Here is a 22,467-nt window from a genome sequence, read left to right as displayed (position 1 = left end):
TAATTGCAAATGCGGGAGCGCCGGGATGGTTCCCAACTTTTTTAGTTTCCGTTACGCGAGCTTTCCGGCCGTTTCCGCTTTGGAAAGCATATAGTTTTCGGCGGAAACCATATGTTCAAACGCGATACGTCGCGCATCTTCGGTGCGATTTTCGACAAGCGCTGCTAGCAGTCGGTGCTGGAAGATAAGTCCTTCTTCGCGCGAGGCTGGCGTCGGGTCCGCATAGATCGCGCGCGCTATTGGCAGGCTTCGCAACAGATTGTGGGTCAATCCGCAGATGAAGCCCAACAGACGGTCCGGACAAAGCTGTGCCAACAAGGAATGGAAATCCAGTTCCGCAATGCGCTGGCGATATTGATCATCAAGATCGACCGGCGGGCGATCGTAGACCCGCATCGCATTTTCCAGCCGAGCAATGTGGTCACCAGTCAATCTGCCGGACAAGAGAGCAGCAACCTCCGGTTCGAGAAGCTTGCGGATAGCGTAAACTTCGGCAAGGCTCGGCTGATCGAAAAAGAAATAGCTTCCAAGCATCTCCATTGCGTGCTGGGCGGAAGGTTCGGCCACAAAAGCCCCGCCGCCGGGACCGCTGCGCGTAAAAATCAGACCCTGCGTCTCCAGCGCCTTCATCGCTTCGCGCACAGTGCCCTTGGCGGCCCTGAACTGGTCAATCAGTTCCTTTTCCTGTGGCAGTCGATCTCCCGGCCTCAATGCATCGGAACGGATAACATCCTTGATACGGTCGGCAATCTCTTCCGGTCGCCGACGGACCTTTGCCACCCTCGCGCGCGATTGCGGTTCGTGATCGGAATTCCGGCCCATTCTGACCATATCTTGCTACTCTCTCCTTATGCGCGGCGCGCTTTCCACGAGTTGTCGTGTATAGGCATGTTCAGGTCGGGCAAAAAGAGCGCTTGCGGCTGCTTCTTCAACGATCTCCCCGAAATACATAACCGCAACCCTGTCGGAGATGGCTTCCACCACGGCGAGGTCATGACTGATGAAGAGATAGGAGAGACCAAACTCTTTCTTCAGTTGATCCAGAAGCAGAAGAACCCGTGCCTGAACTGAGACATCAAGCGCGCTAACTGGTTCATCGAGCACCACGATTTCCGCTTCAGCGGCCAGCGTGCGCGCAATGGCGATACGCTGCGCCTGCCCGCCGGAGAATTCGTGCGGATAGCGTTCCAGCGTATCCTTGGGCATCTGAACGGCGTCCAGCAACTGGATCATGCGTTGCTGGCACTGAGCTGAATCCAGCCCGCTCAAAAGCTTCAGTGGTGTTTCCAGTATCTGCCGGATCGTCTTTCTGGGATTGAGTGAAGCGACAGGGTCCTGAAACACATATTGTATGACCTTGCCGAATGCCCGAGCACCGGAATTTCGCAGTTCATGCGCATCGCGTCCAGCAATTGTCATCGTACCGCCCGTCGGCTCTGTCAGCCCGACGAGCATTCTGGCGAGCGTGCTTTTGCCCGATCCGCTTTCACCGACAATCGCCAGTGTCTCACCGCTTCCAAGATCGAACGAAACATTTTTAACCGCCTCGACCTTGTGACGCTCTTTCCCCAGAAGTGTTCGTCCGCCACCGAACGTTTTGGTGAGATCGCGAACGCTGATCGCATTTCCGCTCATCCTACCGCCTTCCCGTTTTCACGCTTGAAGAGACCAGCCACACGTTCCAGAAAGTCGGCGCCCTGCCCAAGTTGGGGAACGCAAGCTATCAAGCGTTTCGTATAGCTGTGCTGCGGATTGGACAGAACTGCCGAAGTTGTACCCGTCTCGATAATCTCGCCGTCTTTCATCACTGCCACGCGGTCACAAATCTCCGAAACCACTCCAAAGTCATGGGTGATAAACAGGAGAGCCATGCCGCGCTCGCGCTGGAGATCGCGCAGCAGTTCAAGAATGTGCGCCTGTACGGTGACATCAAGCGCCGTGGTCGGCTCGTCCGCAATGATGATATCGGGATCATTGGCCAGAGCCATGGCAATGCCGACACGTTGACGCTGGCCACCTGAAAGCTGGTGCGGATAGTGATTGGCCCGTTCCGCTGCATCCGGAATGCCAACCTTGTCAAGAAGCACAATCACCTGTTCTCGCCGCTCACTGGCTCCAATCCGCCGATGCGCTGCAATTGCTTCCTCGACCTGCCGACCGACTGGATACATAGGATGCAACGTCGTCAGTGGGTCCTGAAACACATAAGCAACTCTTGCGCCCCGTGCCGCCGTCAACTCGGTTTCAGACATTGAAAGCACGTCCCGGTCGCCCAGATAGATCGCGCCGTTGCGGATACGTCCGGGCGGGGACGCCACGAGGCCCATTACTGACAGGGCGGTCACGCTTTTTCCCGATCCGCTCTCCCCGATCAGGCCGAGACATTCGCCGCGTTCAAGTTCCAGTGAAACGCTGCGGACAGCGGGGGTGAAATGCCCGCCATTGACGAAGCCCGTTTCGAGACCGGCGATAGAAAGAGCTTTTTGGCTATCCTTGATCATGGGCGATGACCGGTCCTTGGCAATATCGGTTATCGCGCCTGGCCGCCCCAGCGCACCTGACAGTAATCGCGGATCGAGAACATCGCGCACCCCATCTCCCAATACGTTGAGACTGATGACCAACAGGAAGATCATCAATCCCGGCACGATGGAGACATGCGGGGCATTGAACAGTTGCGCGCGGCCCTCGCCGAGCATGGAGCCGAGATCGGCCTGCGGCGGCTGCGCGCCAAGACCGAGGAAGCTCAGGCCCGCCGTTTCGAGGATCATCCAGCCCGACGTGGTCGACATGGTAATGACGATAACCGGCAGCACATTGGGCAGCACTTCGCTTAACAGGATCGAAACCGGACTTTTCCCGGAGAGCCGGGCAGCATCAATAAACTCACGATGCGCGAGACCGAGCGTAACCCCGCGAACATTACGCGCGAAGAACGGAATATTGACCACCGCAATCGCGTAAAGCGCATTCATCAGGCCCGGCCCGAGCACTGCCACGATAGCCAGCGCCAGCAGGATATAAGGAAATGCCATCAGCATATCGATGCCGCGCATCATCAAATTGTCGGTTCGTCCGCCTGCATAGCCGGCCACGAGACCGATCGCCGAGCCAACAATCGCTGCGATCAGCGTCGCTGCAAATCCTACTGCGACAGACACCCGCGTACCCCATATGACACGACTCAATATATCGCGCCCGAGCTGATCCGTTCCAAGAAGATGTTCTTCGCTGAAAACGGGTTTCAATCGCATTGCGGGAGAAGTCGCGTCAGGATTGGGAAGCGGGAGAACCGGGGCCAGCAGAATGACGAGGCAGAACAGGACCAGCATAAAAAAACCGAAAGCCGCCAGTCGATTGCTCATCAGGAGCCGCCATGATGACATGCGGACCGCCGTTGGCGCGACAGAAATTTCTGGAAGCGCGCTCATGAGCGTATCCTTGGATCGAGCATAGTCTGGATGACATCAGCGAGTAGATTGAAGAGGACATAACTCGCGGCAACCACAAGTACGCCACCCTGCACCAGCAAGATATCGCGGGTGGAAATGGCTTTCACCAGCATGGCGCCAATACCGGGCCACTGGAACACGGTTTCGATGTAGACGGCGCCGCCCAGCACAAATCCCGCCTGAATACCGATCACAGGAATGACGCTGACAAGTGCGGCGCGTAACGCATGACCGTATATCACGCGAGGTTCGCTGAGACCTTTGGCCCGGGCTGTCCGGATATAGTCCTGGCGAAGCACTTCCAGCATCGCGCCGCGGGTCAGACGTGCGATCACGCCTGCCGCCACCACGGCCAGCGTCGTGGCCGGCAGAATCAGATGCCAGAGCAGATCTTTCAGGTCACCGCCGCCATAGACCGCATACATGCCGGAGGCTGGCAGAATGCGCCAATGGACCCCGAAGAGATAGATCAGAAGCAACCCCAGCCAGAATGAGGGAATGGAAATTCCGGCAAGCACGATGAAAGTGATCGTCCTGTCTGCCCAGCCGAACTGACGTAACGCCGAAAGGATGCCAGCGAGCAGTCCGAAGACTGAACACAGTACCAGTGCTACGCCCGCGAGCACGAGTGTCGCCTGAAAGCGCTCCATAACCTCATCCAGCACCGGACGATTGAGCACGAAGGAACGCCCGAAATCCCCGTGCAGGAGATTACCCATCCAGATGGAATATTGTTGCAGCAACGGCTTGTCGAGACCGAGATCGCGATTGATCCGCTCTACATTTTCCGGTGTTGCGTATGATCCAAGCAACGCGGTGGCCGTATCGCCGGGGATCATCGCCATGACGAGAAAAACGATGATCGAGAGCCCGAGCAACACAGGAACAACGGCCAAAAGTCGCTTGAGGATATAGGCTGGCATGAATGCCCTCCCTGCTTATTCCTTGGTTACGTCTTTCAAATGCAGCAGGAAGGACGGCTGCAACTTGAACCCCTCGACGGCAGCGGTCGTGACTGCGTTTTGCTTCCAGTTCGCCACGAACAGCCATGGTGCATCGTCATGGACAATGCTCTGCACTTCGCCATAAAGCTTGCCGCGCTCGGTTTGATCGGTCGATGACCGCGCCTTTTCCAGAAGCTCATCCACTTTGGGGTTGGAATAGTAACCGGAATTGAAGCCGCCCTTGTCCGGCAATGCATCACTGCGGAGCGTCAGATAAGGCACCGTGTCCGGATCATTGGTCATCCACGCCATCTCGGCCATATCGGCCTTGCCCCCCAGCCCCGGATTGACCCGACCAAGGAACGTGTTCCACTCATAGGTTTCTATCTTGACCTTGAAGCCCACAGCCTGAAGATCGGCCTGGATTGCGGCGCCCATCGTGATTGGATCAAGCATGCCCGAACCGCCTTCGGTCACATAGAACCTAATTTCAGGATTGCTTGCACCAGCTTCGGCAAGGAGCGCCTTGGCCTTTTCCGGATCATAAGGATAGGGTTCGGTTTTGTTCTCGACCCAGTTGAAGGCGGGTGGGATCGGCCCCGCAGCAACAGTTGCGGAACCCTGCAACACATTATCTACAAGGCCTTGCTTGTTAACCGCATAATTCGCCGCCTGACGCACTTTCTTATCCGCGAATGGGCCGCTCTTCGCGTTCAGGATGGTAAACCAGACATGGGGGCCCGCCTGTTCGGCAACCGCGAAATTCGCGTCCTGTTTGAAGGTGGCAAGATTATCTGGCGGCACTTCCACCATGACATCCAGCCCACCTGCCATCATCTCCGCGACGCGTGTATTGGCATCCGTGATCGGGCGGAACACAACTGCTTCCAATGCTGGCGCTGTGTCCCAATAGTCGGGATTACGCTCCACCACCACACGCTGGCCGGATTGCCATTCCGCGAACTTGAACGGACCGGTTCCAGATGGATGACGGCCAAATTCCTTACCGTATTTCTTGACCTCTTCCGGCGACACGACCAGGCCGGTCGGATAGGCCAGATTGGAAAGAAATGGAGCGAAAGGCTCCTTCAGCTTGAACTCGACAGTGTGTTCATCGAGCACATTGACTGCATCAATGGACGAGAAATTGAACGAAAGCGGAAATGGGCCGGTGTTATAGAACGGATGGTCTTCCTTTAGCATTCTATCGAAGTTGAACTTGACCGCTTCGGCATTGAAATCCGAACCATCATGGAACTTCACACCTTGACGCAGCTTGAACGTATAGGTCTTGCCGTCGTCCGAAACCGCCCAGCTTTCCGCCAGTGCCGGTTCTACGTCCAGCGTTCCGTCCTTGTAGCGCACAAGGCCGTCATAAATATTGACAAGGATGCGGAAATCATTTGTGGCCGTGACTGTATGCGGATCGAGCGATTGCGGCTCAGCAATCTGCCCGACAATCAGCACATTGGGCGGCGTTTGGGCCAGCGCGACTGTGCCCGCCCCGGCGACCGAAAGCGCCATAGCAGTCAGGACGGCACGGAATAACCTTCTCATGGGGTTCCCCTTCATTTGTCAAATCCGTCAGACTCTAATTTATAGGCATAAATCAACAATCATCAATGAATTATCATAATTAATTTTTTGCGAGACAAAGAAGCGGGCCTGAGCCCGCTCGTGATTTCAAAAAGTTCAAAGGCTATTCCGCAGGCGTATCCTCGGGTCTCAAATCCTGCTCTGCCTTGGTCGATTTCTGATGCGTGAAACCCTTGAGGCCCTTGGCGGTTTCCTCGGCATCGCGTTTGATCTCGACTTCGCTCATTGCATAATGAACAGCAAGTTTTGCAATGGAAGTGAGCGCGCTCAGATGAATGCGCTCATAGCCATGCGAGGCATCGACACCGAAGGTCAGCAAAGCCGTGCGCACATCATGCCCCGCCTCAACCGCAGACGCAGCATCGGAACGGTAATAACGAAACACGTCCTTCTGGGCTTGAATGTCATGCTCTGCGCAAAGTTCGTAGAGTTTCTTCGTCAAATGGTAATCGAACGGTCCGGTCTGATCCGCCATGGCAAGCGTGACGCCGAACTCCGATGAATTCTGGCCTGGTGCAGTCGTTCCATTATCGATGGCTACCAGTGAGGCAATATCCGGCACCACGACCGCAGAGGCACCCACTCCAACTTCCTCGCCGATGGTGAACAGCCAATAGCTATCGACCGGCGTTTCCATATTGGCCATCTGCATTGCCTCAAGGGCTGCAAGCATTATGGCGACACCTGCCTTGTCATCGAGGTGACGCGAGACGATAAAGCCATTATCGATGAATTCTGGCGCCGGATCGATGGCGACAATATCACCGACGTCGATACCGAGTTGTAGCAGATCATCGCGATTTCGGGCGAGTGCATCGACGCGGAGTTCAACATAAGGCCAGCCGACCGGTTGCGTATCGACTTCCTCATTAAAAGTATGCCCGGAAGCTTTCAACGGCAGGATTGACCCGCGATAGATTCCTTTGGACGAGAAGATGGAAACGCGAGCACCTTCGGCGAAACGTGCCGACCAGTTGCCGATAGAAACCAGCTCCAGCCGTCCGTTTTCCTTCAGATATTTTACCTGCGCACCGAGTGTATCGATATGCGATACGATCCCGCGCGCTGGTTTCTCCGTCAGGCCTGCCCTGCGCGCACGAATAGCACCCCGGCGCGTCAGCATAACCTCAAGCCCAAGATGCTCCAGCTCTCGCGCAACGTAACGCACGGCTTCGTCAGTAAATCCGGTGGGACTCGGGATGGCAAGAAGCGCCTTCAGTCGTGTTACGAGATAGTCCTGATCAATTTTGATAGCGGTCTGCATCCCTCATGTTTCGCAAAACGAGCCCGCAACGTCAACGCTCGTGGCTCCAATCGACAACGAGCGGGCTGCTCCTTCCATACGTGGTGCATGACGGCCACGTTGTTCGTTCTTCTAAATTTCTTCGACCGGGGTATCTCCGACGGGAAACTGTCGCGTGCTCCTATTTCATCGGACAATCAGCTGGTTTGATCGAGCATTGTTGAACCGCCGGAGAAGCGGAGAAGTGATCGCACGCATTACAGTGGGCATAGGCCCATGAATAGCGATCACCGAAAAACCCACTGACGTGAACTTGGGGCGATGCTTAAACTGAACGCGATCGGAGGGATCAAAATGTGATGAACATGCGACAGACCAATCCGAAGATAACTTCCGGTAAGGGACGCGTCGACATTTATTTGGAAGCCATCGATGCAGGAATGTTGAAGCGGGCATCTGCCTAAGCAGTTCAGTTAGCATTTGCGGACCCCTGCACCACCTGGCCCAGATGGCGACCTTTGATCGCGAATGCAAATCGGCCTGCTGCTGGATTGGAGCGTTAAATGGTGCCGCGTTGGCGAGAGAGCGGCACCACATTACCGGCTGGCGGTACCTTGTTGTGAAGGCATCGGTCACCGCAGATATGGATGACATCCTCTTTACAACCGCCGCTCATCTCGGTTGCCGTTTCCGTGAGATAGCGTGCCGGAGTCGTCCCGAGCTTCCGCCGGAACATCGCGATGAACGCGCTCGGGCTTTCATATCCCAGATCAATCGCAATATTCGTCACGGATTCGCCGTCCGCCAGTCTTTGAAGCGCAAGACCGACATGGAGTTGTTGCCGCCAGCGACCGAACGACATGCCCGTCTCCCGCTGGAATAGCCTTGTCAGGGTGCGGTTGCTCGCACCGACACGAGCACCCCACTCCTCCAGATTCAGCCTGAGTGACGGGTCGTCGATCAGCGTATCGACCAGCCTTTTCAATCTCCGGTCGGCAGGCATGGGGAGCCGCAACGGCTCCACGGGCGCTCTCTCAAGCTCGTCCATAAGGACTAAGGCCAGATGTGTCTCCCGGATATCTCCCTCCGGGTAGCTGTGCGGCTCGTTGACGAAGCGCAGGATCAACTCGCGCAGCAAAGGCTGGACGAACAGAATGCCGCAGTCGGCGCGCTGGCTGCGGCTTTCGTCCGGCTCGACATACAGATTAGCGATCGACATCTGCCCAGTTGCCCGCGCAAAATGGGGCACGCCGCTTGGAATCCAGATGGCGCAGTGCGGCGGGACGGTCCAAACGCCTTGAGCAGCCTCGACCGTGATAAGCCCCTCGATGACATAGAGCAACTGGTCCTTGCGATGCTTGTGCGGCTCCATCTCGCCGACAAAGGCGAGTTCGACTTTCAGACCGACGACAGGGCGCGCGATAGTGTCTGGATAATCATGAGGAGGAAGAACCGGAATGCTCATGGATAAAACCTCGACGCTTTTGCCTGATAGACACTTTCCTTCCATCCCCAAGTTTCGTAACATAGCACAGTCCAAATCGTTTGAATGCTGCGAACCGGCCATGATTTGCAGAGAAACGGCCACGCATCATGCGGATTTCGGTGGCATCAAGGGGTTAACCGGCGCCCGTTGCAGGGTGGCGGCGAGGAGCAGAGCGAATATCCCCACCCAGAAGACGAGATAAAACCCATCCACATAGGATAGCACAGCCGCCTCGCGCGCAATGACGGAAGCGACGCCTGACACGCCGGTGGCGACGCGCTGGACAATAGCTGACTGTCCAGCCTCCACACCCGCCTTCAGCAGGACGCTGTGGGTATCCGACGAAAGCCGCAGCACGAGCGCTATGACGCCGCTCGCCACACCCGGTGCGAAGATGCGCGCGAGAGGAGCATAGACCCCAATGGCCGCCGCGTGCGCCGGATTCATGTTGACGACGATGGTCGGGATAATGCCCATAAGCGTCAGGCACTCCCCGATGGCGAAGAGAATGAGGGCTGGGAGATATTGGTCGGCCCGCCATTCGTTGTTGATGCTGGAGCCGCACCAGGCTGAAGTGAAGACAATAATGCCCAAGCCTGCGATCAGCAGCAGACGTGCGTCCACACGCCGTGCGAGCCACACAGCGACCGGGGTCACCGCGAGGTAAGTGCCGAAGACGATGATGGCGGCCGATCCGGTCTGGAGCGGCTTCAGCTTGCCGATCGCGGCAAGGAAATTCGGGATCAGAACCGAGGTCGGCGCCATCAGTACCCCATAAAGACAGGCAATCAGGAGCGCGGTGCGGACGTTGTGGTTTCCAAGCGCGCTGAAATCGACGAACGCGTCCTTGTTCAAAGCGATATTCACAATGGACATCACCAGCAGAATCGCGCCACCGGCCAGGCAGGCCGCCACCACGCCGGAATCGAACCATCCCAAGGTTTCGCCGAGAGAGCATCCTGCAAACAACATGGCTAGGCTTAAGGAAAACATCGCCATGCCGCCCCAGTCGCTGTTCCTCAGCCTGTCGTGATCAATCGGCGTCAGGGGAAGCGCTTTCCAGGCCGTAAATGCGATGAGAGGCCCGGCGAGTGAGGCAGTCCAGTAGACCCACCGCCAGTCGATGACATCGACATAGATTCCGGACAGTCCAACACCGGCGTCGGTGCCGAACGAGGCCCGGAGGCTGTAGACCGCCATCGCCAGAAGCCAGAAGTGAGGTTTCAGGCTGCGCAGCGCCAGCGAAATCGTCAACGGGAGATAGGTTCCCAGGCACAGTCCCATGATGACGTGCAGGAAAACGAGCAGATCGTAGCCGCGCACGAAGGGTATCGTCAGGGTGGTCAGTGCGATCGTCACGCTCGCTACGATGATGACGCGGGCTGGCCCGAAAATCAGCGACAGCCAGACGGTGACAGGCATGGTCAAAAATTGCGCTGCGTTCATCGCCGTACTTAGCCACGCCCCTTCAATGACGTCGAGACCGAACGCTCCCCGCAGGTCTGCGAGAGACATGGAAAAAAGCCGGCCCTGCAATGTGGTGAGAAACGCGCCCATGAAAACGACCGCCACTGTCAGTGCAGGATTTGGCGCTTGGGCGCCGCGCCAGACATATGAGATTGAAGGGACCTTATCGAACTGCATCGGCGTAGGTCTCTTTTGTCACGGTACGAATTTCACGGGTATAGGCGGCCACCTTCGCCCCGAGCGTATCGATCCGCGCCTCGGCGGACATGCCTGGCCTCAAGAGATCAAGGTCCGCCTGCCCCGGCTCAAGTTCGATGCGCACCGGGATACGTTGAACGACCTTGGTGAAGTTGCCCGTTGCGTTGTCTGTCGGGATCAATGACGACTCGTTCCCGCTCATCGGGGCAATCTGCTCGACGCGCCCCTGAAAGCGATATCCGGGAAGGGCATCGATCGCGACTTCCACCGGTTGTCCGGCCCGGACGTTCTTGAGCTGCGTTTCCTTGTAGTTTGCAATCACATAAGGCCGGGTGAGAGGTACGATCGTGACGATTTGCGTTCCTGACCCCACAAGGCTGCCGATCTGGACGCTACGCCGGCCAAGCACACCGTCGAAAGGTGCGATGATCCGGGTGTAACCGAATTCGAGCTTTGCCGACGCAAGGGCGGCTGTGGCGGCATCGAGATCCGCCCTGCGCTCAGCGCGTTGCCCTGCCAGCGTATCCAATTGTCTTCGCGAGAAAGTCAGGGCCGCCACTGCCGCCTCGCGGGAGGCTTTTGCCGAGGCCAGTTCCGCCTTCGCGTCATCAAAAGACTTTCCCGAGACAGTGCCATTGGTCACGAGCCGGCTCTTGCGGTCGAAATCCTGCTGGGATTGTGTTAGGCGGGCTTCCGAAGCATGAAGCGACGCCACGGCCTGCTCGATCGCGGCGCGCTGTTGGGCCTCCTCATTGCCGAGATTGTCGAGCACGGCTTGCGCTTTTGCGAGCGATGCTTCCGCCGCTTGAACGCGCACGGCATAGTCATGACTCTCGATTTCGGCGATGATATCTCCGGCTTTGACCGTCTGGTAATCCGCGACCGGAAGACCCCTGACATAGCCGCCAACGCGTGCGCTCAATACCGCAGGCTCGGATTTGACAAAGGCGTTCTGGGTTGATTGCGTCGGTCGATTACTTGTCCACGCATCCCAACTCGAAACAGTGTAAATGACCGCGCCTATCACGACGGCGCACGCCAGCCACGGGGCTAGTTTGAGATGCCCAATGCGCGGTTGCTTATGGGATGCTGAAGCGGATGTGGCGGTTGTTGCTGCGGCGCTGGACATAAAACTTCTCAACTCGGATTCTAACGTTTGTTGAGAAGGATATTTCGACAGACGCGGATTCTTTGCGCTTGCGAGAAGGACAGAAAACCGTTCGACGCGGCCAATTTAATCGCAGAGCAATCCTTTCATCAAATCCACGACGTGCTGTAATCCCGTATCCTTTGCCCGCCGTCGGTGCCACGCAAGATGCAGAGCGAATCCCGGCACAGTGATCGGCGTCGGCAAAATGGTGAGGTCGTCGGCCAGCAGGGCAACACGCGAGGGCAGCATGGCGATCATGTCGGAGCCACGCAGCAGTTCAGGAACCATTCCAAATGATGGAACCACCAAGCCCATACGTCGCGATCGCCCGATCCGGGCAAATTCCATGTCCAACGGACCCCATCCTTCGCCTCTGCCTGAAACGAGAATGTGCGGAAAGTCCAACCATCAGTCGAGATTGAAGTCGTCCGCCGCCGGATGACCCTCTCGAAACGCAACGACGTAGTGCTCGTTCAGCAGAATATCGCGATGGATATCGTTATCGTCACCTGGAAAGACAGAAACAGCGATGTCGATCGTGCCGTCGATCAGTGCAGTCCGTGCGGCGTCCGCTCCGTTCCAGGGCAGGATCACCAGATCTATGCCTGGCGCTGAAGTCTGCAAAGCCCGCTGAAGCGGCGGCAACGCGAAGAGCGCCGGGTAATCCGCCATTGAAAGACGTAAGCTTTGCCTGATCTCCTCAAGCGGTGGTCAGGCGGATCGACGAGTTCCGTGATCCCGGCAAGCAGGGATTTGAGCGGACCGCGAAGAGATTCCGCCCTGACCGTCCGCCGCATCGTTCCGCGTCCGCGTTCGAGGAGTTCGTCACCAAACAATTCGCGGCATCGCTGCAAGGCTGCCGAAGCGGCGGGCTGCGAAAGTCCAACGCGGTTGGCAGCCCGGCCGACATGGGCCTCGTCCAACAGCGCATCGAGGACCACAAGGAGGTTCAGGTCGATCGATCTCAAATTCATGTCGCGAATAATAAGCTAGATAATATATCAATTGGAATAATTTTCTGGCTTTCGGCATGGTCTCTCCAACAGAATATTGGAGTTGATGATGACCAAGACTCTTGTGCTTCTTTTCCATCCGGATCTCAGCCGTTCCAAGGCAAACGCCGCACTCGCCGGACGGGCGGGAGCGCTGCCAGATGTCGAGGTGGTCGATATGCAAGAGACTTATCCCAACGGGATGGACCTGTACCGTGACGGCGAACAGGAGGCGGCACGGTTGCTCGAAGCGGACCGGATCGTCCTGCAGTTCCCGGTTCAATGGTATTCGACACCGCCTCTTCTGAAAGCCTAGCAGGATGCCGTGCTCACGCGCATGTTCTATATCGCTTATGAGGCGGAGGGGCGCCGCCTCGAGGGTACGCCGCTGATGATCACCGCAACCGCCGGCAACACCGTCGAAGCCTATCGGCCCGGCGGGACCAACATGTTCGCGATATCAGACATATTCACACCCCTGCGTGCCACGGCGAACCGATGCGGGCTGACCTGGACGGAACCGTTCGTCATATACCGTGCCGACAGGCTCTACGCCTGCGAGATCGAAATCGCCGGCCATGACTATGTCGCTGTCCTCACAAACTGGATCGCCAATTCCGGTTCGAAGAGGGGATGAGCGATGACAAAGGTACATGACACGTTGACCGACCTCCACCTCGGCACGCCTCTCTGGTTCGTCTTGTCCGCGCGACTGCTTCCGTTGGGCATTGTCAGTCAGTTCTTGAGTGCGGGAGCGGCGCTCTTCATCGGTGCATGGGATTGGTAAATCCACAAGGCAATTGGAGGAGCCTTGTCTTTGCCGATAATAGTCTTGTGCGGCGGTGTGCTTTTCATGCCGCGCCTGCGTGCTTTTAACTGGTGGGCAGGATTGGTTTGCACACTCTATATCGTCCAGTTCGTATTGGCGGCGGACGCGAATTCGCTGTCCCTCGCATTCTACCCGTTCAACGGAACGCTCCTGTTGACGGCTAGTCTGGTTCTGCGCGCCAAAGTCGAGCGCCGGTTGACAAAGAGCAATATGTAACGGTGCAGGAAGACATTTCATTTCGGTCGAGCTAATGATCAATGGCCCACCGCCACAGAACAACGGCGAATGCGTGGCTCTGCTCGACAACGGCGAACTTGCCGATGACGCTCTCGTCATACGTGGTCGCGCAGAACGTCAGGCTCCTTGTCTCGGCTCTGCGCGCCAGCATGACAATCATTCGCTCGCGTAGCGTGGCGAGGGGTTTGCGCTGGTAGAAGATGCAACCGTGCGCGGAGCGGAGCGTAGCCCTGTTTAATGTGACGCTCGTGGCCCATCTTGTGTTTTCTTGCTGTGGGTTTTGGAGCAGAATTTGGCAGGCGAAATCATAGTCACGTCAGCCGATGGCGAAGCGTGGCCGCATGAAAACTATAGCAAACTGATAGGTCAGATTGGCTTCGGTTCCAGCTGGGGAGTTGCCCATACGCGTGTCTTTTCAAACAGACGCCTGTTGCCAGTCAGAGTTTCGCATATCTCGTTCGAGACCGGATCGTGTCAGTTGTTCGTGTATCGCTCAACCCAGCGTCTTTAATGGAACGCGGGGCTATACATCGTAAGACCGTGACCATGCACATAAATGCGACCAGTTCGGCAGCATTATCTGCCTTCGGGTTCCATACAGTTTTTAGTTGAATGCACATAAATATGCGCATATTCTGCTTACCAAAGGAGCATGTCTTATGCCACAACAGGAATCCGCCCGGACATTCAAGCGCGCAACCAATCTCTCAATCGATATTGAGCTTCTTTCCGAAGCGCGCCGACATAAAATAAATATTTCCCGTGCGGCCGAGAGCGGAATTGCGCAGGCGCTCGCTGCCGCCAAGTCAGCACTTTGGAAAGAAGAAAATCGTCCAGCTATACAAAGCTCTAATGCTTACGTCGAAGCGAATGGCTTGCCTCTTGAAAGTTACCGTCAATTCTAATGGCAAGATATGACGTTTACCCCAATCCGGGCGGGGGTTATGTGCTCGACGTACAGGCTGATCTACTGGATGAGCTGAAAACACGTATTGTCATTCCCCTAATACATAAAACGTTCGCCCCCATCCCGGCGAAGCGGCTCAATCCGATCTACGAGATTGAAGGAGAGGAACATGTGTTGGTTACACAATTCATGTCAGCAATTCCGGTGTCCGCATTAAAGAACCCAATCACAAACCTTTCCGCTTCACATGACGAGATCGTATCCGCGCTCGATATGGCGTTTCACGGTTTTTGAACTGTACCGTTCAGTTATTCAAATGGATGACAACATTGAATGCCAGTCAAGAAACGTGGCTGTCGTCGGAGCGTAAGCCGCTCGCCTTGAAGTGTTTTGTAAATCCGTGACGAATATTGCGATTGATCTGGGATATGCAAGCTCGAGCGCGTTCATCGCGATGTTCCGGCGGATGCTCGGGACGACTCCAGCGCGCTATCTCACGGAAACGGCAATCGGAGATGAGCGGCGAGACCTAGACGAATAGCCGGTATGCGATCAACATGCAGGCTCAGTTCGGCAATGTGACCATGACGGAGCATCCGGCACATCTGCGAATGACGAAGCCGGAGGGACGTATTCTTGCCTCTCACTTCCTATCCGTCGGGAGACGCGGCCGGGGAAGCGCAGCTTGCCGCGTTTCGGAATACGATCGCCGAAGCGTTTCCGTCTGGAAATGGTGTACTTGAGGTCGGTAAGCAAAGCGGCGTGTTTATCAGTAAGAAGGGGCTTGAATCGGTTTCTTGTTGAAGCCACACGGCCGCGCCGGCGCTCGAGCACTACACGCAGGACCGACTTTACGGCGACGTCTGGAAGCGGCCGGGCCTGAACCCGCGCGATCGCAGCCTCGTCACGATCGCGGCGCTCATCGCGCGCGGCGAGGCCGGTGCGCTCACCTGCTATGCCGATCAGGCGCTTGAGAACGGCGTGAAGCCCGCCGAGATCTCGGAAACCATCACGCACCTCGCCTATTATTCCGGCTGGGGCAAGGCGATGGCCGCCATCGGCCCCGTTAGCGACGTCTTCGCCGGGCGCAATATCGGCGCGGACCAGCTCCCGAAGGTCGACCCCAAGCCCCTGCCGCTCGACGAGAAGGCCGAGGCCGATCGCGCGACGCGCGTCGGAGACCAGTTCGGCAAGGTCGCACCGGGTCTCGTCCAGTACACCACGGACTATCTGTTCCGCGACCTGTGGCTGCGCCCGGACCTTGCGCCGCGCGATCGCAGCCTGATCACGGTTGCTGCGCTGATCTCCAGTGGCCAGGTCGAGCAGATCACCTACCATCTCAATCGAGCGATGGATAACGGGCTCACCGAAGAGCAGGCCGCCGAAGCGATCACCCATCTGGCCTTCTACGCCGGCTGGCCCAAAGCCATGTCGGCGCTGCCGGTGGCGAAGACCACCTTCGAGAAGCGCCGCGGCTGATGCGATAGGGGGTGGCGCGGCCAGAAGCTTCGGCACCCCGCACGCAATCGGGTGGGTTTGTGAGTGCTGCTCAAAACCGCATGAACATTGCGGCTGCTAATCAGCAAAGGTTTTGATTGTTAGACTTCCGCCAGTGTTTCCGATCATGCGTCAAACGGAGCATTCGCTGGAGAAAAGCAAATGGAAGGCGCGCGCACAGGAGACGCCATGTCGATGACCCGAAGAACAATTCTGCTTGCGGCCTCTTTTCTTTTCGCCAGCGCCGCCTGCAGCCAATCCGCACAGAAGACGCATTGCCTCACGAGAAATGCTCCCTGATTGTTGGCTGTTGCCTCATCTGATTTGCTCCCGGCATTTGTGGGTGCGGAGCAAATCAGATGAGGTTGATCAGCGTGACGACGAAAAATGAATTGATTGCTGCTCTGGCAAAGCGCTATGCGGCTGGAAAGCGGCAGGAAAAATCGCAGATCCTCGACCAGTTTGTTTCGATAAGTGGAATGCATCGCAAACATGCGATGCGGCTGCTGCGCGGGACCGACAATCAGTCGCAGTCGCGAAGGCGAGCGCAGATTTATGACGAGGCGACCCGGCAGGCTTTGATCGTAGCATGGGAAGCCTCCGACCGAATCTGTAGCAAGCGATTGAAGCCCTTGCTGCCAATTTTGATCTCATTGATGGAACAGCATGGCCATTTGAAGTTAGACGATCAGGTCCGCACACTTTTGCTACAGATGAGTGCGGCTACCATCGATCGTGCATTGAAAAGCGTGCGCGAAACAGCGGGCGGCCGTCGACGTCGACGTTCCGTTGCTTCATCGGCATTGAAGCGGAGTGTCCCAATTCGAAAGTTCTCCGACTGGGGTGATCCCGCACCTGGCTTCATCGAGGCCGATCTGGTGTCGCACTCCGGTCCAAACGCACGCGGCAGCTTTATTCAAACTCTTGTCCTTACCGATATTGCGACCGGTTGGACCGAATGCGCGCCTCTGCTTGTTCGCGAACAGAAGCTCTTGACGGAAGTTTTGACCGAGCTTCGCCGCGTAATGCCGTTCCCGCTGCTTGGCTTTGATACAGATAACGATAGCTTATTCATCAACGAGACGATCAGGGATTATTGCATTGATTCAGATATCGAATTCACTCGCTGTCGACCATATCGCAAAAATGATCAGGCTTATGTAGAGCAGAAAAACGGATCGGTCGTCCGCCGTATTGTTGGCTATCATCGGTATGAAGGTGTCGAAGCTGCGGCGACGCTCGCGGAACTTTATCGTTCGGTACGCTTGTTCGTGAACTTCTTTCAACCATCGTTTAAATTGCGGGGAAAGCAGCGAGATGGTGCGATGGTCAAGAAGCTCTACTCTTCTCCCGCGACGCCACATCAACGGCTTTTGTCGGATGCAAGGACGGCGGTGGAGGTACGCGACCGCTTGTTGCACATGAGTAAACAACTCGATCCTGTAAAGCTCCTCCGCGACATTCGTGCAGGACAACAGCGGCTTGCCGACATCGCGCACCAGGGAACACCTTCAACTGAGGCTCCCGATGTCGAGAGCTTTTTGCGAAGCCTGCGTATCGCGTGGACGGAGGGCGAAGTTCGTCCGACAGCGAAAGCGAAGTCAAAACCAAAACGAGAGCGACGGCGGCCTGACCCGCTGATTAACATCACGAATGATCTTTACAGTTGGTTTGAACCTGAGCCATGGAGAACCGGTCGGGAGCTACTGGAGCGGCTTCAAACCATTCATCCAAGTGAATATCCTGATGGACTAATCCGTACGGTGCAACGACGGGTGAAAGGCTGGCGCCGCGATCGCGCGCATAGAATGATCTTCGGAATCGAACCTGGCGAAGCTGAACAGCTACCAGAGTTCACCGGAGGATAGGGAGCATTCTGGTGAGGCAATGTGCTATCCGTTCGGGAGCATTCTCTGATGAGGCAATACGAATCTCACCTTGATTGTCGCTACGCAGCCTCGGCTATAGCTTCGGCATCAATGATGTCACTGTTGTTGGATTTGACGAGGGCTTCACAAATTTTGCAGCAACAATTCGAACTGTGTGGCCAAAGCCTTGAAGCTTCCTCGCCAGCCACTGTGAACCGGGGCATGCCTCCATTCCAACGATTGTCGGCGTAGCTCCTTCAAAGAATTGGAGGACAGTGTCACGCCGGAAAGTCGCCTTTTGTATTGGATAATGACCAGCAGGGTCCAATCCGACGACGTGGAACACGTTCTTGCCAATGTCGACGCCGAATACGGCTGCTTCTCGGGGTTTGTTACGAACGCTCATGACGATCCTCCCTTTTTTGTTCGTCTCCCTTATGTGGGGTGGAAGGACGAGGCGGACCATCTCATTAAGGCGAGCGCTTGTCGACACTATTAAGTCGGATTGGAAAGTCTCGGTACGACGCGCCTGTTCGGTGCTCAAGATTGACTGGTCACTTTATCTCTACAAGTCAAGGCGCGGCGAGCAGGCTGAACTGAAGGTCGGGAACAAGAACATCTGTCAGACACGGGTTCTTTACGGGTATCGGCGCGTGCGGGGTGCACCTCACGCGAGGGCATTGGATGGACATGGCTGGATACTCCCTATTGTCTGATCCCGAGCGATCCCGTCGGCGAGGAGGCGTTTGCTGGCATTCGTGAGGCGATGAAAGCCGAGAACAGGGTGGGTATATCCCCGCTGGTCCTGTCTCGTCGTGAGCGGGCTGTAATGCTGGAGCCCAGAGGCAAAGGGATCGTTCTCTGGACGCTGCGCTATGGCGATGAAGTACCCGACGAGGATTTATATTTTGAAAGGATCGGCAATGAAAAAGCCGGCTCCGATGCGCTTCCTCTGATTGAGAAATTCATAAAAAAGCAAACACGAGATTGGAGCCCCGACCTGGTTCACGATCCAGTGCAGGAACGCCTCCTCGACATAATCGCAGACAAAAAGAAGTCGCTGAAGAAACCGGTAAAAGCCAAGTCCAAAAAGGCCGAAACGGAACCAGCAACCGGCAATGTCATTAATATCATGGATGCACTGCGGAATTCTCTGAAGAAAAGCCGCAAGACGAAATAGGTTTTGGAGCGAGACTAATGGCCCAGAAGAAAAATCCATGGTCCGATCCCGATCTGGTACGGGAAAAGGACACAACCGACCCATCACCGGTCGAACCGAGAGACCATCAGGAGAAACCCACGCACGAGCAAACAAACGCGCCGGGCAATCCTAATGTACGGGCACCCAAAGAGCCCTACCCTGACCGATCGAAAGATTGATCAAACCAATAATCGCCTTTCACTGAAACTTTTTGCTGGCTGGCGAGTTGTCAAAGATAGAAAAACCCGCCGCAATTAATAATTGCAAGCCGGTTGCTTCTTTGTCGAAAGGAGATACTCAACATGAACTCCATTATCTATTTAGTCGGTCTAGTCGTTATCGTGTTGTTCATCCTCTCTTTTCTGGGATTACGCTGATGGTAGATCCAACTATTGTAGAAAACACGAATGATCGCGGCTACGTTGACTGGGGCGCCATCTTCGCTGGCGCCACAGTCGCCTCTGGTGTTATGGCTGTCCTCACCACCTTTGCCAGTGGTCTCGGTCTAAGTTCATTCTCCGTCGATGAAGGGGGAGACATAAGCGTAGGTTGGCTCGTGGTGACTGCGCTTTTTATGATCATATCAATGGTCGCTTCCTACATGCTGGGTGGCTACATCACCGGAAGAATGCGGCGACCTGCTGGGACAGCTACACGTGATGAATTGACCGTGCGAGACGGATTAAACGGCCTCGTCGTATGGGGTCTTGGTACAATCATATCCACGCTGTTGCTCGTCAGCGCTATTTCCGGCGGTGCAAGAGCAGTTGGAAGTGCCGCTGAAACCGCTGCGCAGACCGCAGGAACTGTGGCTGGTGCAACTGCGCAGGGTGCTGGTCAGTTAGCTGGTGGACTTGCTTCAGGCGCCGGGCAAGCGGTGTCCGGATTAGCCCAGGGCGCAGGTCAAGCGGCTGCTCCATCGGTTGAACAAATGTTGCCAGAGGGTTTGAAAACAAACCCGTTGGACTACCTCACGGATAGTCTCCTGCGCACGGATGGCCAGGGTAGCTCGGTGGTTGGCCAGGAAGCCCAGAATATGGCGGATTTCCAACGTCAAGTAAGTGGTATCCTCGGAAATCTCCTTAGTACGGGTGCAATCTCCGATGCGGATCGTGCCTGGCTCACTAGCCAGGTAGCTACTCGAACTGGCCTTAGTCAAACCGACGCACAGGCGCGTGTAAACCAGTCCGTAGAGCGTGTGCAGGCACTACGCACCGAAGCTGAGGCGAAAGTGGAAGAAGCGAAAAAGGCGATTGCTGACGTTCAGGCCCAGGCTGCAAAAACCGCGGAAGAAGTCAAAGCAAAGGCAGCCGACGCAGCTGAGAAGGCCAGAATAACTGGTATTCTGACGGCGTTCCTCCTTGCGGCATCTGCGCTCGTTGCAGCCGTGGCCGCGTACATCGGTGCGGTCCATGGCGGTCGTCATCGTGACGAAGGCCGCATCTGGGGTGGTTTAGCCTATCGCAGGTAAGATCGACCTTACGCAACAAGGGCTTCGGAAGAATCCGGAGCCCCCTTTTTAGATCAGTCGGCTTAAGATCAAACAGGTGCTCGCGCTGCAAATTGCAGCGAAATCCGTAAGTTCGCTAGCTATAACGGTTAAGTCCATCCCACCGCCCAACTTCGCGGAGTTTCAACCGTCTTTAACGTCACAGGTTATGAAAGAAAATACCATTTAAAGCACGGCGCGCAATCGGCGTGATACCGGGGACCTTCCAGTCTGTCTAAGCAATTGCCCAAACTTTGGAATTGCGTTTGGCAACGGACTTTTCAGATGAGAGTGCGGATCAGTTTTTGGACCTACTTCTGAGGTTAGAACAGGCCGAACAGGGGCGCGACCGACGACGCTGTCCTGATCGACGCGGACAATCTTCTGAAGTAGTTCTCACGGTAGATATCCATTGCTTTGGATTTGGCCAGAGCCTTCACCTCGACTTTCGATACCTTTCGCCCCTCCAGGCGGACAGCGTAGAGAGCGTGATGCCCATATTCGTCGCGCCGCCGGCTCTTTCGGACGGGCGACGTATCCGTTCTCTTCCGAGGAGACAGGCGGCATCGCTTTAGCAAAGGTTCCTTGGCCGTTGTATTCTCCTTATTTTGTCTGTTGGATTGCGTGCCTGAAACTCGATGATGGAGTGAGGACACGAACGGTTTTTCTTGAGGAAACGTCTAGCGGTGGGTTGCTCGACCAACGAGCAAGCGTCATTACCGCCATACGTCCCCTCAAGACAAAGGTAATTCAGTAAATGCTCGTAAGATGGTCAGGCTTCGGAATGGTATCGATATTTGTGCTGATTGCAGGGATGCTTGGAGCGACTTTCCTACTGCGGCCGTATTTCATGCAGAGCATGGCGCTTCATCCAGCCGCTTACGTCGCCAACGGTATCGGTCTGATCGTCGGTGCCGCTGCAAACCTTTTTGTGGCCGCAGCTTTCAAGAAAATTTCAGCGGACACTTATCACAGCTTCATGGGTATTAGCATGATTGGGTGGTCGGTGATTGGTGCCGTTGGTGGGGCAGCTCTCGCGGTTTACGGCTGGACGCTTTAAGCGATGTGGCAGCTGGTTGCATATTCCCTGGATTGTGACATGATGAAAACGCGCTGTTGAAGCCCCCGCTTTTCCGGCGCAACCTCGGCAGCCCCCGCGCCGAGGTTTTTTGTGGCAAATTGAACACCACGCTGGAGGCGGAGCGGTCTTGCTAGGAAGCAATTTGGGTTATGCGATGCAGCGCCGATCTGCGCTTGCATATTGGATTGGATGACGCCGATACTCGGAGCCGCACGGTGCTATCCTTTTGTCAGGCGATGTGGCACCTTGGAGCGAGATTTCCAGTCAACTTGCACCCACACCGTATCACTCGTGCCGCATCCCGGTTCTGGTGGCTGCGATTGGAATTTCGAGCAGCGAAGCAAGTGATGCGCCATCGTTGAACACTGAAGTGTCTCGGCAGCCTTTAGCAGGATGTTCGCCGCGACACACGCGCAAGCAAGTATTCCCGCCAAGAAGTTATGAGGCCAGGAGACAAATTGTCAGGAAACCTCACCAAGCGAGCATCCGGTAGACTCCCATCAGCTGGCTCTGACACCACACTGTCCCGTCACCAGTTCTGATTACCTGGATGAAGTGCAACCTACATAGTCATTATGCCAGCGCCACTACGCGGACGCTCCGGCTGACAAACAACATTGGGTTTCGCAGTTGGCATTGGCTAGCACAATTTCAGCGAGCTTCCAGCATCTTCGAAGCGTTCAATCCGGAATATGGTCGAATTCCGGCGGAATTAACAATATCAAGCCAGCACCGATGAATAGAGTTCCGGTGCGACTAACAGGAAGTCCGCCAAAATCATCAGGACGTTCTCCCACGGTTTTGTTCTCACCAATAAAAAGCCGGAAAGC

Annotated in this window: 19 protein-coding genes and 6 pseudogenes; 12 read left to right on the top strand and 13 right to left on the bottom strand. The window is 56.0% G+C overall.

Annotated elements, in window-relative coordinates:
• Positions 1–51 precede the first annotated feature (51 nt).
• The 11 genes and pseudogenes from ACS5UA_RS17685 to ACS5UA_RS17635 all read right to left on the bottom strand — a co-directional run bounded on the left by ACS5UA_RS17685 (position 52) and on the right by ACS5UA_RS17635 (position 12,510).
• Complete coding sequence (locus tag ACS5UA_RS17685; RefSeq protein WP_025090406.1) at positions 52–831, bottom strand: FadR/GntR family transcriptional regulator; 780 nt, start codon at positions 829–831, stop codon at positions 52–54.
• Positions 832–837: 6 nt separating this feature from the next.
• Positions 838–1,635, bottom strand: a complete 798-nt coding sequence (locus ACS5UA_RS17680) for an ATP-binding cassette domain-containing protein (protein ID WP_021586736.1) — start codon at positions 1,633–1,635, stop codon at positions 838–840.
• Positions 1,632–3,431: a dipeptide/oligopeptide/nickel ABC transporter permease/ATP-binding protein gene (locus ACS5UA_RS17675; protein ID WP_025090407.1), complete on the bottom strand. Its 1,800-nt coding sequence runs from the start codon at positions 3,429–3,431 to the stop codon at positions 1,632–1,634. Before ACS5UA_RS17675 ends, ACS5UA_RS17680 begins: the two co-directional genes overlap by 4 nt.
• Positions 3,428–4,375 (bottom strand): ABC transporter permease, encoded by a 948-nt coding sequence (locus tag ACS5UA_RS17670; RefSeq protein WP_112702420.1) that lies wholly within the window; start codon positions 4,373–4,375, stop codon positions 3,428–3,430. Before ACS5UA_RS17670 ends, ACS5UA_RS17675 begins: the two co-directional genes overlap by 4 nt.
• A 15-nt stretch (positions 4,376–4,390) precedes the next feature.
• Positions 4,391–5,953: an ABC transporter substrate-binding protein gene (locus ACS5UA_RS17665; protein WP_025090408.1), complete on the bottom strand. Its 1,563-nt coding sequence runs from the start codon at positions 5,951–5,953 to the stop codon at positions 4,391–4,393.
• Between the two features lie 142 nt (positions 5,954–6,095).
• Complete coding sequence (locus ACS5UA_RS17660) at positions 6,096–7,256, bottom strand: osmoprotectant NAGGN system M42 family peptidase (RefSeq protein WP_025090409.1); 1,161 nt, start codon at positions 7,254–7,256, stop codon at positions 6,096–6,098.
• Between the two features lie 538 nt (positions 7,257–7,794).
• Positions 7,795–8,700 carry an AraC family transcriptional regulator gene (locus ACS5UA_RS17655; protein WP_025090410.1) on the bottom strand — a complete coding sequence of 302 codons (906 nt, stop codon included), beginning with the start codon at positions 8,698–8,700 and terminating at the stop codon, positions 7,795–7,797.
• Between the two features lie 126 nt (positions 8,701–8,826).
• A complete protein-coding gene (locus ACS5UA_RS17650) occupies positions 8,827–10,365 on the bottom strand; it encodes an MFS transporter (protein ID WP_025090411.1) in 1,539 nt (512 codons plus the stop codon).
• Positions 10,352–11,515 carry an HlyD family secretion protein gene (locus tag ACS5UA_RS17645; RefSeq protein ID WP_080697290.1) on the bottom strand — a complete coding sequence of 388 codons (1,164 nt, stop codon included), beginning with the start codon at positions 11,513–11,515 and terminating at the stop codon, positions 10,352–10,354. Before ACS5UA_RS17645 ends, ACS5UA_RS17650 begins: the two co-directional genes overlap by 14 nt.
• Before the next feature lie 105 nt (positions 11,516–11,620).
• Positions 11,621–12,208: pseudogene (locus ACS5UA_RS17640) on the bottom strand (LysR substrate-binding domain-containing protein).
• Positions 12,136–12,510 (bottom strand): LysR family transcriptional regulator, encoded by a 375-nt coding sequence (locus tag ACS5UA_RS17635; protein ID WP_155268889.1) that lies wholly within the window; start codon positions 12,508–12,510, stop codon positions 12,136–12,138. Before ACS5UA_RS17635 ends, ACS5UA_RS17640 begins: the two are co-directional and overlap by 73 nt.
• An 85-nt stretch (positions 12,511–12,595) precedes the next feature.
• Between ACS5UA_RS17635 and ACS5UA_RS17630 the strand changes: the two are divergent.
• The 3 genes and pseudogenes from ACS5UA_RS17630 to ACS5UA_RS17620 all read left to right on the top strand — a co-directional run bounded on the left by ACS5UA_RS17630 (position 12,596) and on the right by ACS5UA_RS17620 (position 13,573).
• A pseudogene (locus tag ACS5UA_RS17630) lies at positions 12,596–13,165 on the top strand (NAD(P)H-dependent oxidoreductase).
• Between the two features lie 3 nt (positions 13,166–13,168).
• Positions 13,169–13,315: a hypothetical protein gene (locus ACS5UA_RS17625; RefSeq protein WP_021587236.1), complete on the top strand. Its 147-nt coding sequence runs from the start codon at positions 13,169–13,171 to the stop codon at positions 13,313–13,315.
• Positions 13,316–13,573 carry a DUF6220 domain-containing protein gene (locus ACS5UA_RS17620; protein WP_337961859.1) on the top strand — a complete coding sequence of 86 codons (258 nt, stop codon included), beginning with the start codon at positions 13,316–13,318 and terminating at the stop codon, positions 13,571–13,573.
• Positions 13,574–13,604: 31 nt separating this feature from the next.
• On the opposite strand, the gene ACS5UA_RS17615 is transcribed toward ACS5UA_RS17620, so the two are convergent.
• Complete coding sequence (locus ACS5UA_RS17615) at positions 13,605–13,745, bottom strand: hypothetical protein (protein WP_155268890.1); 141 nt, start codon at positions 13,743–13,745, stop codon at positions 13,605–13,607.
• Between the two features lie 508 nt (positions 13,746–14,253).
• On the opposite strand from ACS5UA_RS17615, the gene ACS5UA_RS17610 reads away from it, so the two are divergent.
• The 6 genes and pseudogenes from ACS5UA_RS17610 (at position 14,254) to ACS5UA_RS17585 (ending at position 17,866) form a co-directional block, all read left to right on the top strand.
• Complete coding sequence (locus tag ACS5UA_RS17610; protein WP_025090415.1) at positions 14,254–14,499, top strand: type II toxin-antitoxin system CcdA family antitoxin; 246 nt, start codon at positions 14,254–14,256, stop codon at positions 14,497–14,499.
• Complete coding sequence (locus ACS5UA_RS17605; protein ID WP_021587240.1) at positions 14,499–14,795, top strand: CcdB family protein; 297 nt, start codon at positions 14,499–14,501, stop codon at positions 14,793–14,795. Before ACS5UA_RS17610 ends, ACS5UA_RS17605 begins: the two co-directional genes overlap by 1 nt.
• A 91-nt stretch (positions 14,796–14,886) precedes the next feature.
• A complete protein-coding gene (locus ACS5UA_RS17600; RefSeq protein ID WP_420703419.1) occupies positions 14,887–15,042 on the top strand; it encodes a helix-turn-helix domain-containing protein in 156 nt (51 codons plus the stop codon).
• Between the two features lie 16 nt (positions 15,043–15,058).
• Positions 15,059–15,305: pseudogene (locus ACS5UA_RS17595) on the top strand (class I SAM-dependent methyltransferase); the annotation flags it as partial.
• Between the two features lie 6 nt (positions 15,306–15,311).
• A pseudogene (locus ACS5UA_RS17590) lies at positions 15,312–15,980 on the top strand (carboxymuconolactone decarboxylase family protein); the annotation flags it as partial.
• 377 nt (positions 15,981–16,357) lie between these two features.
• A complete protein-coding gene (locus ACS5UA_RS17585; RefSeq protein ID WP_443101540.1) occupies positions 16,358–17,866 on the top strand; it encodes a transposase in 1,509 nt (502 codons plus the stop codon).
• A gap of 83 nt (positions 17,867–17,949) precedes the next feature.
• On the opposite strand, the pseudogene ACS5UA_RS17580 reads toward ACS5UA_RS17585, so the two are convergent.
• A pseudogene (locus ACS5UA_RS17580) lies at positions 17,950–18,272 on the bottom strand (IS110 family transposase); the annotation flags it as partial.
• A gap of 258 nt (positions 18,273–18,530) precedes the next feature.
• Between ACS5UA_RS17580 and ACS5UA_RS17575 the strand changes: the two are divergent.
• From ACS5UA_RS17575 to ACS5UA_RS17565, 3 genes and pseudogenes are all read left to right on the top strand, one after another.
• Positions 18,531–19,046: pseudogene (locus ACS5UA_RS17575) on the top strand (Ku protein); the annotation flags it as partial.
• A 397-nt stretch (positions 19,047–19,443) separates the two neighbouring features.
• A complete protein-coding gene (locus ACS5UA_RS17570) occupies positions 19,444–20,538 on the top strand; it encodes a hypothetical protein (RefSeq protein WP_025092192.1) in 1,095 nt (364 codons plus the stop codon).
• 802 nt (positions 20,539–21,340) lie between these two features.
• Positions 21,341–21,616 (top strand): hypothetical protein, encoded by a 276-nt coding sequence (locus tag ACS5UA_RS17565; RefSeq protein WP_025092193.1) that lies wholly within the window; start codon positions 21,341–21,343, stop codon positions 21,614–21,616.
• Positions 21,617–22,467: the final 851 nt, after the last annotated feature.

Origin of the sequence: Brucella sp. RRSP16 (genome assembly GCF_052246815.1) — a bacterium.
Lineage (GTDB): Bacteria > Pseudomonadota > Alphaproteobacteria > Rhizobiales > Rhizobiaceae > Brucella > Brucella intermedia.
This window is presented reverse-complemented; position numbering and strand designations above follow the sequence as displayed.